This is a genomic window from Kingella sp. SNUBH-2017, from assembly GCF_028680565.1.
Taxonomy (GTDB): domain Bacteria; phylum Pseudomonadota; class Gammaproteobacteria; order Burkholderiales; family Neisseriaceae; genus Kingella_D; species Kingella_D pumchi.
Window position 1 is genome coordinate 92,173 of sequence record NZ_JAPHVK010000003.1, and the last position, 14,932, is coordinate 107,104.

A 14,932-nucleotide genomic window follows, 5' to 3' on the forward strand; every position below is an offset into this window, starting at 1 on the left:
GAAACGGTGGCACAGGCAGCCTAAACGGGGTTTCAGGCTGCTTTTTTATGGTTCGGATGGCGGGCGGGTTTGGCGGGTTTCAGGCTGCCTTGTGCTTTCAGGCAGCCTGAAAAGGCCGTCTGAAACATGGCGGGTAACAGCGTTCCCTCTCCCGCTTGCGGGGGAGGGCTAGGGTGGGGGCGCTTGCGGCTGGACAAACGTTTGTGGTTCCGCAGCCAAAGCGGTTCTGCGAACCGCCACCCCCTCCCCAACCCGCCCCCGCGCGGGCGCAGGGGAGGGAGTTTGATTGCTGTCGGATTAGCCGTTTCAGACAGCCTTTTATGCCGTCTGAAAAGGCAGTTTGCGTAGGTCGGATACCCGTAACCGACTTTTCAGGCTGCCCCATTTGTTCCGTCATTCCCGCGCAGGCGGGAATCTTGCCGGAGCTTGGGCATGGTTTGGGAAACCGTCGGTCGTTTGTCTTCAAACAAGATTCCCGCCTGCGCGGGGGTAGCGTAGCGGACTTGCGAAGCTAATGACGGCATTTGCGCTTTCAGGCTGCTTTGGGTGCAAGGCTGGCGGTTTTTCCCTTTTCAGGCTGCCTGAAAACGAAAAATCAAAAAGGGCGCGATTCGACCATAAAGCGCGGCGGATTGTGATTGGTCGAAAGGATTAGTCCTTACGTTCTATATCAATACGCAAACAAAACCTTACAATTTCGCACCTTTTTTCCAGCCGTAGCCGAAAACCAAAAATTCAAGCGACAAATCATAATCTTACACAGGAAGCCTCAAATCATGAAACCCGCTTTGTTCAAACTCAATGTGCTCAGCGCCCTGCTGCTGATTGCCACCGGCGCCGCTGCCGACACCGATGATAATGCCGAAGCCGCCGACAACGGCGAATTGCAGACCGTCCACGTTACCGCCGAACGCCAGGCCAAGCAGCAGCTGGGCTCGTCGGTGATTACCGCGCAGGACTTGCAGAAGATGCCCGTTAGCAACGACATCTCCGAAATCGTCAGCAAAATGCCGGGCGTTACTCTCAGCACCAACTCGCCCGGTGGCACACGCGGCAACAAACGCCAAATCGACATCCGCGCCATGGGCCCGGAAAACACACTGATTCTGATCGACGGCAAACCCGTGCGCTCGCGCAATGCCGAACGCTACGGCCGCGGCGGCGTGCGCAACACGCGCGGTGACTCCAACTGGGTACCGCCCGAAATGATTGAAAAAATCGAAGTGTTGCGCGGCCCTGCCGCTGCCCGCTACGGCTCCGGCGCGATGGGTGGCGTGGTAAACATCCGCACCAAACCCATCACCCGCGAATTCCACGGCAGCGTGGGCACTTATATCGAACAACCGCAGAGCGGCACAGATCAAGGCGCCACCCGCCGTGCCAACTTCATCGTGTCCGGCCCCGTCGTAAAAAACACACTTGGCTTCCGCCTCTACGGCAACCTCAACAAAACCAGCCCCGATGATTTCGACATCAACAACAGCGTAAACACCGGCACTGCCCTTAGCGCCGGCCGCGAAGGCGTGCGCAACCGCGACATCGCCGGCCGCCTGCAATGGGACATCAGCCCCACCCAACGCCTCACTTTCGATGCCGCCTACAGCCGCCAAGGCAATATCTACAACGGCGACACCCAAAGCAGTAACGTACTCGTTCCTGCCGTACGCAACGTTGCCTTTCCGCTTATCGGCTCGGAAACTGCCCGCCTCTACCGCCAAAGCTACACCCTGACTCACAACGGCAACTGGGAATGGGGTGATTTGGAAAGCTACATCAGCTTCGACAAAACCGTAAACAGCCGCCTGCCAGAAGGCCTGCTTGGCAGCACCGAGGGTGCCTACAACAGCACCACCGGCTTTTCCGACAGTATCCTGAAAAACTACCGCTTCGGCAGCCGTGCCGATTTGCCTTTGGGTCGCCACACCCTCACCGTGGGTGCGGAAGGCGGCCGCTCCGTGCTCGACGATTCCGCCTCCATGAAGCAAACCATGCAAACCTACGGCAATATCCCGTGGCTTGCCAGCACCGGCCGTAGCGGCAAAGGCAGTCAGAATGATTTTGCCATCTATGTGGAAGACAATATTTCCCTCAACCAAGGCCGCACCTTCCTGATCCCTGGCCTGCGCTGGGACTACAACACCGCCTTCGGCTCCACCTTCTCCCCCTCGTTCAACTTCTCCCACGCCCTGAACGACAGCTGGCGGATCAAAGGCGGCATCGCCCGCGCCTTCAAAGCGCCCAACTTATACCAAACCCAGCCCAACTACATGCTGACCAATGCCAGCCACGGCTGTCCGATCGACGAACACAACCGCTGGGACAACCCAAATGCGCAAAATAACAGCGCCACCGGCGGTACCGGGGCGGGCAACGACCAGAGGCCGACCGATCCCTATCTCAACAACCGTCCTGGCGGCTTCGACTGGGGCCGCGCCTGCTACTTTGTCGGCAATAAAAATATCAAACCCGAAACCAGTATCAACAAAGAAATCGGTTTCGAGTTCAACAAAGACGGTTATATCGCCTCACTGGCCTATTTTCACAACGACTACCGCAACCGCATTATCGATAACGGTGAATTCATTACCACCATCGACGCCCCCACCGGCGGCTATGATCGCGATGTACGCCGCACAAACAACCGCGCGGGCATCAACATTTGGCGCAACTACACCGCCACCAACGTGTACCAATGGGGCAACCGTGGCAAGGCTGTACTCGCTGGCTTTGAAGGCAACTTAACCCTGCCGCTGATCCGCGACAAACTGAACTTCAGCACCAACTTCACTTATTTCCAGCGTAACGAAGAGAAGTTCTACGGCAACCCCGTATCGATTGTGCCCAAATACACCATCAACAGCACACTGAACTGGCAAATCACTCCCGAATGGGACTTAAACGCCACGTACACCCGCTACGGCCGTCAAAAAACCGGCTCCCGGCCCATCCGCTTCATCGACGTGTACTACGAAGACGGCGGCAGCAAGCTGAAAGAGCACGAATTAGGCAGCTACGGTGTGTTCGGGTTCAACATCGGCTACAACTGGAAAGATACCATCAGCCTGCGTGCAGGCGTGAACAACCTGTTCGACAAAACCGTCCTGCGCACCGCCGGCACCGCCCGCACCTACAACGAACGCCGCCGCAGCTACTATATGAGCATGCGTTATTCGTTCTGATGTAGTTTGTTTTGCAGAAAGCAAAGCAGCCTGAAAACCTTTCAGGCTGCTTTTTCGCATTTTCAGGCTGCTTTTTGCCGAGCCCAAAACTTTTCAGGCTGCTGGTCTTATCGGCAAAGCAGCCTGAGAACCTTTATCCGCAGTTTAGGCCTGATGGTAGGGGCGGGAGAGTTCGTGCACAGCATCGACCAGCACTTTGGCGTGTTCGGGGTCGGCGAACTGGCTGATGCCGTGGCCGAGGTTGAAAACGTGGCCGCTGCCTTTGCCGTAGGATTCGAGAATGCGCGCGGTTTCGGCGCGGATGGATTCGGGCGAGCCGTAGAGTGCGGCGGGGTCGAGATTGCCCTGCAGCGCCACGCGGCTGCCGACGCGGCTTCGGGCGCTGCCGATGTCGCAAGTCCAGTCCAAGCCCAGCGCGTCGGCGCCGGCGTCGGCCATCTGTTCGAGCCACAGGCCGCCACCTTTGGTAAACAGCACCACCGGCACGCGGCGGCCTTGGTGTTCGCGTTTCAGGCTGCCGACGATGCGGCGCATATAGGCGAGACTGAATTCTTCAAAGGCGGCAGGGCTAAGGGTGCCGCCCCAAGTGTCGAAAATCTGTACCGCCTGCGCGCCGTGTTCGATTTGGGTGTTGAGGTAGTCGGCAACGGCTTGGGCGGTGATGTCGAGAATACGGTGCAAGAGCTCGGGACGGGCGTACATCATGGTTTTGAGGGTGCGCCATTCTTTGCTGCCGCTGCCTTCGACCATATAGCAGGCCAGGGTAAACGGGCTGCCGGAAAAGCCGATCAGCGGCACGCGGCCGTTGAGCGCACGGCGGATGGAGGCGACGGCGTCAAACACATAGCGCAGCTTGTCCATATCGGGCACCGCCAGCGCGGCGATGTCGGTTTCGTGCTGCAGCGGTTTTTCAAACTTAGGCCCTTCGCCTTCGGCAAAATACAACCCCAAGCCCATGGCGTCGGGCACGGTCAGGATGTCGGAAAACAGGATGGCGGCGTCCAAGTCGAAGCGATCCAAGGGCTGCAGGGTTACTTCGGTGGCCAGCTCGGTGTTTTTGCACAAATCGAGAAAACTGCCGGCGCGCGCGCGGCTGGCGCGGTATTCGGGCAGATAGCGGCCGGCCTGGCGCATCATCCAAACCGGCGTGTAGTCGGTGGGCTGGCGCAGCAGGGCGCGCAGATAGGTGTCGTTTTGCAGGGTGTCCATTATTCGGGTTTCCGTGTGGGTCGGTTTGGCTGTTCAGGCTGCTTGGGGCAGCCTGAAAAAAGGCGGGTTCAGGCGGTCTGCCACGACAGCAGCGCCCATTTCATGCCGCAGTAGTCGGGGGTGAGACGGTGATGGTTGTTTTGGTACCAGTCGTGCAGGGCGGCGGTTTCGCCGTCGTTCAGGCTGCCGTATTGGGCGGTGGCGGCAGCCTGAAAATCCTGCCAGCTTTCGCAGTGCGCCCAGCGGCCTTCACTGCGGATAAAGCGGATTTCGGGGTCGTAGCCCATTTCGTACAGTATATTGGCGGAGAGTATGTAGTCGGGGAAGGCTTCGCGGTCGCGGCCGAGCAGGGCGGAGATTTCCGGCAGATCGAAACGGCCGCCGACGATTTGGCTGAAATAAACCTGCTTGGCGGCGTGCTTCGAGAGCTTGGCAAACAGCGCGGCCAAGTCGTGATCCAAACCGGCGCGCGAGCAGACAACGGTATCGCAGTGCGGCACCTGCGGCCAGTCGGCGTTTTTGTCGAGCAGAAAAGTGCTGTAATTGGCGATGCCGGCGGCGCGGGCGTTTTGTTCCAGCGTTTGCAGCATCACCGGGCTGTAGTCCAGGCAATAAACGTGGCGGCAGCGGCCGGCGGCGGCAAGGGCAAGCGCGCCGGTGCCGCAGCCGACATCGAGCAGGGTGCCGTTTTGCGGCCAGTCGATGGCAGCGAGCAGGGCGCGGATGTAGCGGCTCTCGCCGCCTTCGCGGCGGTTGAGCGCGGGAGCTTTGGCGTCCCACTCGCTGCTGGGCTTGGGGCGGTAGCCGACGCGCCGCATATGGCGCCGGTAGTGTTCGGCAAAATCGGTTTCGGGCAGGACGCGGCGGATCGGGTTCATGGCAAAACGGCTTTCGGCAGGCAGCCTGAAAAAGGCGGGGATAGGGAAAAGGCAGCCTGAAAACGCCGTTGCCGGCTTTCAGGCTGCCTTTGCCGCTTTATTCTTCGATAACTTGCGGCACAACGTACAGGCGGTTGCGCACTTCGGGCGCGCAGGCCTGGTATTCGGCGGCGTGGTCGCTTTCGGTCACTTCGTCCGAGCGCAGGCGCAGCGCCAGCTCGTGCGGGTGGGTCATCGGCTCGATGCCGTCGGTATTTACTGCCTGCATCGCTTCTACGGTGGCAAACAGTTTGTCCAATTCCTTAACCGATTGGATTTTTTCTTCTTCGCTCAGCGTCAGACGGGCAAGACGGGCGATTTTTTCAACATCGGCGATGCTCAGCGGCATGGTTAAATCCTTTAAATTTCGTTTAGCAAATCGGGGAAAGTAGGGTATGATTGCGCGCCGTCGCAGCCGCAAAGCTCGCGATTATAACTGAAAAAATTTCCCGGGCATGACGATTTTCCGGCGAAGCTGCCGCGTTGTCATGCTTTACTTATTGTTTGAACTCAATTTTTAGGATTGATTATGTTCCGCTTTCTCACCCGCTACTTTTCCAACGACCTGGCCATCGACTTGGGAACCGCCAATACCCTGATTTACATCAAAGGCAAAGGCATTGTGTTGGACGAACCTTCGGTGGTGGCGGTGCAGACCGATATCGATACCGGCAAGGAAGTCACGCTGGCGGTGGGCGCGGAAGCGAAAAAAATGCTCGGCCGCACCCCTGGCCGCATCCAGGCCATCCGCCCGATGAAAGACGGTGTGATTGCCGATTTGGACGTTACCCAAAAAATGCTCAGCGCCTTTATCCGCAAGGTAAACAGCAGCAAATGGGCGGCGGCGCCGCGCATCGTTATCTGCGTGCCCTGCGGCTCGACCCAGGTGGAGCGTAACGCCATCCGCGACTCGGCGGTTAATGCCGGCGCGTCGATTGTCAATCTGATTGAGGAGCCGATGGCCGCCGCCATCGGCGCCGGCCTGCCGATCGAAGAGCCGACCGGCTCGATGGTGGTGGACATCGGCGGCGGCACCACCGAAGTGGGCGTGATCTCGCTCTCCGGCGTGGTGTATTCCCATTCGGTGCGCGTAGGCGGCGACGCTTTCGACGAAGCCATCATCAATTATGTGCGCCGCAACTATGGCATGCTGATCGGCGAAGCCACCGCCGAAGAAATCAAAAAGCGCATCGGCTCGGCCTTCCCGGGCCTGGAAGTTACCGAAATCGAAGTCAAAGGCCGCAATCTGGCCGAAGGCATTCCGCGCTCTTTCACCATCTCATCCAACGAAGTGCTCGAAGCGCTGGCCGATCCGCTCAGCCAGATTGTGCAGGCGGTACGCAACGCGCTGGAGCAAACTCCACCCGAATTGGGCGCCGACATCGCCGACCGCGGCCTGGTGCTGACCGGCGGTGGCGCACTGCTCAAAGGGCTGGATCGTCTTTTGGCCGAAGAAACCGGCCTGCCGGTGTTGATTGCCGAAGATGCGCTCACCTGCGTAGCGCGCGGTTCGGGCAAGGCGCTGGACATGATCGGCAAGGTCAATTCCGTTTTTGCCAATATCTGATTTTTCAGGCAGCCTGAAAAATGTCGCAACCCTATCCCTTCGCCCGCCGCGGCATCAGTCCGGTCAATAAGCTGATCTGCCTGTCGCTGCTGTCGGTGGTGCTGATGGTGCTCGACGAGCGCTATACGGCGATGCAGCGTGCCAAGGAATATATCGCCGGCGCGCTGTATCCGCTGCAGTGGATGGCGCAGCAGCCGGTGGAATGGTACGAGTACGGCAGCGCGCTGTTTCAGTCGCAAGACTATCTGCTCACCGAAAACGAGCGTCTGACTTTGGAAAACTCGCGGCTGAAAATCGACCTGCACCGCGCCGATATGAACGCCCGGGAGCTCGAGCAGCTTAAATCGCTGGCGGCGCTCGGCAGCCACGGCTTGGGCGAAGCGCAAACCGCCGAAGTGGTGTCCAACGGCAAAGAGCCGTTGGCCAACCGCATCATCATCAATAAAGGCAGCCGCCAAAACATCCGCGCCGGCGATGCGGCGGTGGACGAAAACGGCTTGGTCGGCCAAGTCAGCCAAAGTTACCCTTTCAGCGCCGAAGTCCATCTGCTCACCGATGCCAAGGCGGTGATTCCAGTAATGGTGGCGCGCACCGGCGTGCGCACGCTGGTGTACGGCGGCAGCGACCAGCTCAGCCTGCGCTATTTCCCCAGCGATGCCGATTTGCAGCCTGAAGACCTGCTGGTTACTTCCGGCCTTGACAGCGTCTATCCCGCCGGCATTCCGGTAGCCAAAGTGGTGCAGACCGGCCGCAACACCGGCATGCCTTATTACAGCGCCCAGCTCAAACCGGTGGCGGCGCTGCGCAGCAGCAAATATGTGCTGGTATTGCCGCAGCAGCCGCTGCCGCAAACCGGCGAAACCGCGTCCGATGTCGCAGCCGCTTCTGTTCCGTCTGCCAAACCATGAACCATTTTGAAAAATATCCCGATACCGCATCCAAACGCCTGCTGCTGTTGAGTCTGGCATTTGCGATGATGGTTGACTTTATTCCGTTTTCAGGCAGCCTGTTTTACTGGCTGCCCGAGCTGACGGCGATGCTGCTGCTGTATTGGGTGATCAACGCCCCGCACCGCGTCGGCATCGGCGCGGCGTTTGTCGTCGGCCTGCTGGTCGATATCGGCACCGGCTCGCCCACCGGCATGCACTCGCTGGCGTATATGGCGGCTGCCTATCTGCTGATCCGCAACCTGCGCCAAATCGTGCTTTACGACTACGGCCAGCAGGCGGTAGTCGTGGCCATCGCCCTGATGAGCAGCGAAGTGGTGCAGGTGCTGGTGCGCCTGCGTTACGACCACCGCTTTTCAGGCTGGTTGGTGTTTCTTTCCCCCTTTCTCGGCGCACTGCTGTGGCCGATTCTGAATAAGGTCATGGTTTCCCTGACCAATCTGCGCCGTCTGAAACGATGAAAAGCCCGCGTTACCTATCCGCCCCCGGGCGGGAAGCCCGCAACCGGCAGCGAGACTTTCTGATCCGCCTGCTGGCGGCGCTGCTGTTGGTGCTGGTGATGTTCGGCGTGCTGGGCGCCCGCTTTTTCTACCTGCAAATCAGCAAATACGACGAATACACCGTTAAGGCCGCCACCAACCGCATCAGCCTGATTCCCACCGCACCGGTGCGCGGCGAAATCATCGATGCCAACGGCGTGGTGCTGGCGCGCAACTATCCGGCCTATTCGCTGGAAGTGATTCCCAAAGAAACCCACCGCAAAATTGAAGATCTGATCGAAGATCTGCGCGCTTATGTCGAAATCGACGAAACCGACATCAAGCGCTTCAAAAAATTCCGCGCCGATATGCGCGCCTATGAAAAAGTACCGCTGAAGCTGAAGCTCACGCCCGACGAAGCCTCGCGGCTGGCGGCCCAGCTTTACCGCTTCCCCGGCGTGGAAATCAACGCCCGCACCTTCCGCGAATACCCCTACGGCAGCCTGACCGCGCATTTTCTCGGCTATATCGGCCGCATCAGCGACAAAGACCAGAAAAAACTGGAAGAAGCCGGCCGCTCCGCCGCCTACCACGGCACCACCCACATCGGCAAATCCGGCTTGGAAGCCTTTTACGAAGCCCAGCTGCACGGCGTGCCCGGCTACCGCGAAGTGGAGAAAGATGCCGCCGGCAACATTATCCGCGAAATCAAATCCGACCCGCCGCAAACCGGCCAGACCCTGCGTTTGGCGATGGACATCCGCGTCCAGCAGGAAGCCGACCGCCTGATGGCCGGCCGCCGCGGCGCGCTGGTGGCGATCGACCCGCAAACCGGCGGCATCATCGCCTTTGTTTCCAAGCCCGGCTTCGATCCCAATCTGTTTATCGACGGCATCGATAGCGATACCTGGAAAGCGCTCAACGAAGACTGGCAGCGGCCGATGATCAACCGCGTAACCCAGGGTTTGTATCCGCCGGGTTCGACCTTTAAGCCGTTTATGGGCATGGCGCTGCTCGAAAGCGGCAAAATCAACCAGCACACCGTCATTCCAGCGCCCGGCGCGTGGAGCATTCCCGGCACCAAGCACCAGTTTCGCGATTCGGTGCGCAGCGGCCACGGCTCGGCCAATCTGATGAAAGCCATTCAGGTGTCGTCGGATACTTTCTTCTACCGCCTGGGTTTTGAATTGGGCATCGAGAAAACGCGGCTGTATCTGGCGCAGTTCGGCCTGGGGCAGAAAACCGGCATCGACCTGCCAGGCGAATACCAGGGCGTGCTGCCTTCGCCCGAATGGAAGGCCAAGCGCTTCTCCAAGCTGCCTGAAAACCGCCGCCGCTGGAATATCGCCGAAATGGTGCCGGTGAGCATCGGCCAGGGCTATAACGCCTATACCCCGCTGCAGATGGCGCAGGCCACTTCGATACTCGCCAACAACGGCGTGGTATTCCGCCCGCATCTGGTCAAAGAGCTGCTCGACCATGAAAACCAGCGCTTAACCCAGCTCGAACCCAATCCCGACCACAAACTGCCGTTTTCACCAAGCAATTTCAACTATGTCAAACAGGCGATGGCGCGGGTAATCCAAAGCGGTACCGCCAAGCGCATCAACAGCGGCCTCAAATACAGCATGGGCGGCAAAACCGGCACCGCGCAGGTGGTGCAGATTGCCCAAGGCAAGCGCTACAACGCCGCCGCGCTGCGCGTGCAGCACCGCGACCACGCCTGGTTTATTTCCTTCGCGCCGGTTGAAAAGCCGCAGATTGCGATTGCGGTGATTCTGGAAAACGGCGGCTGGGGCGCCAGTGCCGCGCCGATTGCCCGCCAGCTGAGCGACTTTTATCTTTTGCGCTGGAAGGAAGACAAACTGCAGCCCGCATCCGGCGGCGGCCGCCGTACCGCCAATCCGCTGTTGGAAGGCAGCCTGAAAACGGCCAGGCCGCAGCAAAACGTTCAGGCTGCTTTTGAAGCCGTAGCCAAAGAGCGCGCGCAAAGCGCCTCCGAAGCATCGGCGCCGGCCTCCGCTCCCCTTACCCTGCAACCGGCAAAGGGCCAACCATGACCAAGCAACGCGACGAAAACCTGCTGCTGAAGCTCAAGCACCTGCTGTGGGATCCGCTCGACCCCTGGCTGTTTTACAGTATGCTGGCGGTGTATCTGATGAGCATGTTTCTCTTGTATTCCGCCGACGGCCAGGACTGGGGGCGGCTGGAAAGCAAAACCCTGCACACCGTGCTTGCGTTCGGCGTGCTGCTGGTGGTGGCGCGGGTGCGGCCGCAGACTTTGAGCAATTTCGCGCCGCCGATGTATATTTTCGGCGTGCTGCTGCTGTTGGGCGTGCATTTTTTCGGCGTAACCGTCAACGGCTCGACCCGCTGGCTCAATCTCGGCCTGTTCAGGCTGCAGCCCTCGGAGATTATGAAAATCGCCCTGCCGATGGTGGTGGCGTGGTTTTTCCAACGTTATGAAAACGATCTGCGCTGGTACCACTATCTGATTGCGCTGGCGGTGGTGCTGGTGCCCGGCGCGCTGATTCTCAAACAGCCCGATTTGGGCACCGCCACCCTGATTATGGCCTCGGGGCTCTTGGTGGTGTTTTTTGCCGGCCTGCCGTGGAAAGTCATTGCTGCCGCGCTGATCGGCTTTGCCGCTTCGCTGCCGCTGATTTGGAACTACGGCCTGCACGATTATCAGAAACGCCGCGTGTTGACTCTGCTCGATCCCACCCAAGACCCGCTCGGCTCGGGTTATCACATTCTGCAATCGATGATCGCCATCGGCTCCGGCGGTCTGTGGGGCAAGGGCTGGCTCAACGGCACTCAAACCCGTCTTGATTACATCCCCGAATCGACCACCGACTTTATCTTTGCCGTGTACGGCGAAGAGTTCGGCCTGATCGGCAATCTGCTGCTGCTGTCGGTTTACACCATCATCATCGGCCGCGGGCTGTATATCTCGTTCAAAGCCACCACGCTTTACAACCGCACGCTGGCCGCCGCGCTGACCATGACCTTTTTCTGCTACGCCTTCGTCAATATGGGCATGGTCAGCGGCATTTTGCCGGTGGTAGGCGTGCCGCTGCCGCTGGTTAGCTACGGCGGCACCGCCACCCTGTCGATTATGGCGATTCTCGCCCTGCTGATGGGCATTGCCAACCAGAACAAAAAACGCTTCCGTTAAACGCTTCGTTAGCTGTTACCCCCGCGGTTTTCAGGCTACCTGAAACCGCGTTTTCAGGAGATGCTTATGCCGACTGCCGACAATACCCTCGTTCTCGTTATCGACATCCAAGAGCGCCTGCTGCCCGCGCTGTCGCAGGCCGAAGCCTTTAGCGCCGCCGCCGTGCGCTTTATCGAAGGCTGCCGCCTGCTGGATGTGCCGCTGCTCTTGACCGAGCAATATCCCAAAGGCTTGGGCGCCACCATCGAACCGGTTTCCCGCGCCTGCGCCGATGCGCCGCGCTTCGAGAAAACCCGTTTTTCCGCCTACACCCCCGAAGTGGCTGCCGCCATCGCTCAAAAGCAGCCTGAAAACGTTGTGCTGCTCGGCTGCGAAACCCATATCTGCGTGCTGCAGACCGCTCTGGATCTGCTGGCGCAAGGCATGCGGGTTTACGCGCTGGAAGACGCGCTTACTTCGCGCACCGAAGCCAACAAAGCCAACGGCCTGCGCCAGATGCAGGTGGCCGGCGCCATTGTCAGCAACAGCGAAAGCGTGCTGTTCCAGCTTTTGGCCGATGCCAAACATCCCCAGTTCAAAGCCATCTCCAAACTGATTCAATAAGGATACCGCCATGTTTACCGGCATCGTGCAGGGCACCGGCCTGATCCGTGCCATCGACAGCCCCGCGCCCGATTTCCGCCGCTTCACCGTCGAATTGCCCGAGCATCTGGCCGGTGGGTTGGAAACCGGCGCTTCAGTCGCCCACAACGGCTGCTGCCTGACCGTAACCCGCGTTTCAGGCTGCCTGGCCGAGTTTGATCTGATGGCGGAAACGCTGGCCAAAACCAATTTGGGCAGCCTGAAAGCCGGGGATCGCGTCAATCTCGAGCGCGCCGCCCGCTTCGGCGACGAAATCGGCGGCCATGTGATGAGCGGTCACATTATGGCCACCGTCGAAATCATCCGCATCGACGAGAACGGCTTAAACCGCACGCTGTGGTTCAGGCTGCCTGAAAAACTCAAACCCTATCTGTTTGCCAAAGGCTTTGTCGGGCTCGACGGCTGCAGCCTGACTGTCGGCATCGTTGGCGACGACGCCTTTTGCGTGCACCTGATACCGGAAACGCTGGAGCGTACCCTGTTCGGCAGCCGCCGCGCCGGCGATGCGGTCAATCTCGAAATCGACGCCCAAACCCAGGCGGTGGTGGACACCGTGGCGCGGGTGATGGCGCAAAAAGGCTTTCAGGCTGCCTGAAAGGCAGATTTTTCCAAGGATAAAGCGATGCAGGCTCCCCTTCCCATCAGCGTAACCATGCCGGTGAAAAACGCCGAAAAATATCTGGCGCAGTCGCTCGCGGCGTTATCCGGTTTCGCCGAAGTCATCGTGCTGGACAACGGCTCGAGCGACGCCACCATGGAAATCGCCGCCGGTTTTGCCAACGTGCGCCTGCACCAAAGCCCGTTTATCGGCTTCGGTCCGCTGAAAAACCTAGCCGCTTCGCTGGCCGAGCACGACTGGATTCTGAATATCGACAGCGACGAAATCGTCCCCCCCGAACTGGCCGCCGAAATCGCCGCGCTGACGCTGGACGAAAATACCGTTTACGCGCTGCCGCGGCTGAACCACTACTGCGGCCGCCCGATCCGCAGCTGCGGCTGGTCGCCCGACTATGTGCTGCGGCTCTACCATCGCGGCCGCGTGCGCTACAACGACCGCCGCGTCCACGAATCGCTGGCGCTGCCGGAAAACACCGCTATCGTGCGCCTGCGGCAGGACTTGCTGCATTATTCGTTTGACGGCGTATCCGAATTGGTGGAGAAAAAAGTCCAGCGCTATACCGATTTGTTTGCCGAACAGCAGCAGTTCAAACAGCGCACCTCTCTTTTGTCTGCCGTCGGCCACGGTGCCGCGGCTTTTGTCAAAAGCTATCTTTTTCGCGGCGGCTGGCGCGACGGCGCTACCGGCTGGGTGATTTCCGCCGTGCAGGCACAGGGTTCCTATTACAAATACGTCAAGCTGGCCGAAGCCAACCGCCGGCTCAGCGTTTCGCTGATTATCAGCGTCCGCAGCGGCGCCGATGCGCTGGCCGCCGTGCTGCAGTCGGTGCTGGCGCAGCAGACGGCGCCCGACGAAGTGCTGCTTGCCTGCGCGGAATGCGATGCCCGCACCGACGCCGTGGTCGAACAATACCGGCCGCTGATACCGTCTTTAAAGCTGCTGAGGCAGCCTGAAAAAGACGGCAGCAGGGCAGAATGGTTAAACCGCGCGCTGCTGCACAGCCGTTGCGACTACGTGCTGCTGGCCGATAGCGAAACCCTGCTGCATCCCCGATTTGTCGCCGACCACAAGCAGGCGGCAAAAAAAGGCGTGTTGGTGCAGGGCGCAGCAGGGCAATTGGATCAGGCCGCCACCGATGCCGTGCTGGCGCAGGCGGCAAACGGCAGCTTGTCTTTGCCGGCGTGGTATCGGCGCGGCCTAACAGACGCCTGGCACAAACGGCTGCGCTTGTGCCGCATTCCTCTGCTGGCCAAACTGCTGATCCGCAGGGAAAACCGTAACCTCACCGGCATCCGCGGCTGCAATATGGGTTTTTTCCGCGAAGACGCGCAGCGCATCAACGGCTTTAACAGCGATTTTGTCGGCTGGGGACGCGAAGACAGCGAATTTGCCGCACGATTTTTCAATGCCGGCGGCAAACGCGCCAATTTGAAATTCGCCGCCGTCACCTATCATTTGTGGCACCACGAAGCGTCGCGCCAGTCGCTGCCGGAAAACGACCGGCTCTTGGCGCAGGCGCTGGAAGGCAGCCTGACCCGCTGCGAAAACGGCATGGACCGCTTTGCCGCAGAAGCGGTGCAGAACGAGAAAGGCAGCCTGAAATGAGCGATAACGAACTGGAACGGTTTTTCCGCGAAGAAGCCTATACCGAAGTGGCGGAAACGCTGGCTTTCTTTTTGGAAGAAGCCGGCAGCGACGAAGCGCCGGATGCCGCCGAAGCCCGCTGCTGGCAGCAGCTTTTTGCCGCGCGTGGCGGTCGTTTTGCCAAACTGGCCGAAAATTGTGCGCGCTATGCGGAGGAAACCGGCGATGCCGCGCAATAAATGGCTGCTGCTGGCGCTCTTGTGGCTGCTGGCCGGCATCTACGCGCTGGTGCTGCGCGAAAACGACAACGGCAGCCTGAAAGCACCGTTTTCCCATTTCGACAAATTCGTCCACGCCGCGCTGTTTTTCGCCCAACTCTGGCTGCTGGCCAAAGCCTGGCTGGCCGAAAAACGCCCGCTGCCGCTGCGCGCACTGCTGGCGTTTGCCGTGATTTACGCCGCCGCCAGCGAGTTGGCGCAACATTATCTGACCCGTACCCGCAGCGGCGATATTCTCGATTTTGCCGCAGACTTGTGCGGCGCCGGCCTGGCGCTGTATTTCGCGGCGCAAATCCAGCAAGCGCGCAGCCGCCGAACGGAAGATATTTGAAA

15 protein-coding genes are annotated in these 14,932 nt (G+C 59.8%); 11 read left to right on the forward strand and 4 right to left on the reverse strand.

From position 1 onward, the window contains the following. Window positions 1-371: 371 nt before the first annotated feature. Complete coding sequence (locus OP500_RS03895; RefSeq protein ID WP_238747751.1) at window positions 372-524, reverse strand: hypothetical protein; 153 nt, start codon at window positions 522-524, stop codon at window positions 372-374. 252 nt (window positions 525-776) lie between these two features. Here OP500_RS03895 and OP500_RS03900 point away from each other — a divergent pair, with 252 nt between their 5' ends. Further along, window positions 777-3,179, forward strand: a complete 2,403-nt coding sequence (locus OP500_RS03900) for a FepA family TonB-dependent siderophore receptor (RefSeq protein ID WP_238747753.1) — start codon at window positions 777-779, stop codon at window positions 3,177-3,179. 144 nt (window positions 3,180-3,323) lie between these two features. Here OP500_RS03900 and hemE read toward each other — a convergent pair whose 3' ends face one another. The 3 genes from hemE to gatC form a co-directional block, all read right to left on the reverse strand. Then, complete coding sequence (gene hemE / locus OP500_RS03905; RefSeq protein ID WP_238747754.1) at window positions 3,324-4,388, reverse strand: uroporphyrinogen decarboxylase; 1,065 nt, start codon at window positions 4,386-4,388, stop codon at window positions 3,324-3,326. 68 nt (window positions 4,389-4,456) lie between these two features. Continuing rightward, window positions 4,457-5,266, reverse strand: coding sequence for a class I SAM-dependent methyltransferase (locus OP500_RS03910; protein ID WP_238747756.1), 810 nt, complete (start codon window positions 5,264-5,266; stop codon window positions 4,457-4,459). 97 nt (window positions 5,267-5,363) lie between these two features. Beyond that, complete coding sequence (gatC, locus tag OP500_RS03915) at window positions 5,364-5,654, reverse strand: Asp-tRNA(Asn)/Glu-tRNA(Gln) amidotransferase subunit GatC (RefSeq protein ID WP_238747758.1); 291 nt, start codon at window positions 5,652-5,654, stop codon at window positions 5,364-5,366. Between the two features lie 180 nt (window positions 5,655-5,834). Here gatC and OP500_RS03920 point away from each other — a divergent pair, with 180 nt between their 5' ends. The 10 genes from OP500_RS03920 to OP500_RS03965 all read left to right on the forward strand — a co-directional run bounded on the left by OP500_RS03920 (window position 5,835) and on the right by OP500_RS03965 (window position 14,930). Continuing rightward, window positions 5,835-6,872: a rod shape-determining protein gene (locus tag OP500_RS03920; protein WP_238747760.1), complete on the forward strand. Its 1,038-nt coding sequence runs from the start codon at window positions 5,835-5,837 to the stop codon at window positions 6,870-6,872. 20 nt (window positions 6,873-6,892) lie between these two features. Beyond that, on the forward strand, window positions 6,893-7,780 hold the full coding sequence (mreC, locus tag OP500_RS03925) for a rod shape-determining protein MreC (RefSeq protein WP_274070228.1): 888 nt from the start codon (window positions 6,893-6,895) through the stop codon (window positions 7,778-7,780). Then, window positions 7,777-8,280, forward strand: coding sequence for a rod shape-determining protein MreD (gene mreD, locus OP500_RS03930; RefSeq protein WP_274070229.1), 504 nt, complete (start codon window positions 7,777-7,779; stop codon window positions 8,278-8,280). Before mreC ends, mreD begins: the two co-directional genes overlap by 4 nt. After that, complete coding sequence (mrdA, locus tag OP500_RS03935; protein ID WP_274070230.1) at window positions 8,277-10,358, forward strand: penicillin-binding protein 2; 2,082 nt, start codon at window positions 8,277-8,279, stop codon at window positions 10,356-10,358. The genes mreD and mrdA overlap by 4 nt, the downstream gene beginning before the upstream one ends. Beyond that, window positions 10,355-11,476 carry a rod shape-determining protein RodA gene (gene rodA, locus OP500_RS03940; RefSeq protein ID WP_274070231.1) on the forward strand — a complete coding sequence of 374 codons (1,122 nt, stop codon included), beginning with the start codon at window positions 10,355-10,357 and terminating at the stop codon, window positions 11,474-11,476. Before mrdA ends, rodA begins: the two co-directional genes overlap by 4 nt. Before the next feature lie 66 nt (window positions 11,477-11,542). After that, window positions 11,543-12,079 carry an isochorismatase family protein gene (locus tag OP500_RS03945; RefSeq protein WP_274070232.1) on the forward strand — a complete coding sequence of 179 codons (537 nt, stop codon included), beginning with the start codon at window positions 11,543-11,545 and terminating at the stop codon, window positions 12,077-12,079. Window positions 12,080-12,089: 10 nt separating this feature from the next. Then, window positions 12,090-12,713, forward strand: a complete 624-nt coding sequence (locus OP500_RS03950; RefSeq protein ID WP_238747773.1) for a riboflavin synthase subunit alpha — start codon at window positions 12,090-12,092, stop codon at window positions 12,711-12,713. A gap of 27 nt (window positions 12,714-12,740) precedes the next feature. Then, window positions 12,741-14,342 carry a glycosyltransferase family 2 protein gene (locus OP500_RS03955; RefSeq protein WP_274070233.1) on the forward strand — a complete coding sequence of 534 codons (1,602 nt, stop codon included), beginning with the start codon at window positions 12,741-12,743 and terminating at the stop codon, window positions 14,340-14,342. After that, window positions 14,339-14,560 carry a dioxygenase gene (locus OP500_RS03960; RefSeq protein ID WP_274070234.1) on the forward strand — a complete coding sequence of 74 codons (222 nt, stop codon included), beginning with the start codon at window positions 14,339-14,341 and terminating at the stop codon, window positions 14,558-14,560. The genes OP500_RS03955 and OP500_RS03960 overlap by 4 nt, the downstream gene beginning before the upstream one ends. Further along, entirely contained in the window at window positions 14,547-14,930 is a 384-nt protein-coding gene (locus OP500_RS03965; RefSeq protein WP_274070235.1) for a VanZ family protein, read from the forward strand. Before OP500_RS03960 ends, OP500_RS03965 begins: the two co-directional genes overlap by 14 nt. Window positions 14,931-14,932 lie beyond the last annotated feature (2 nt).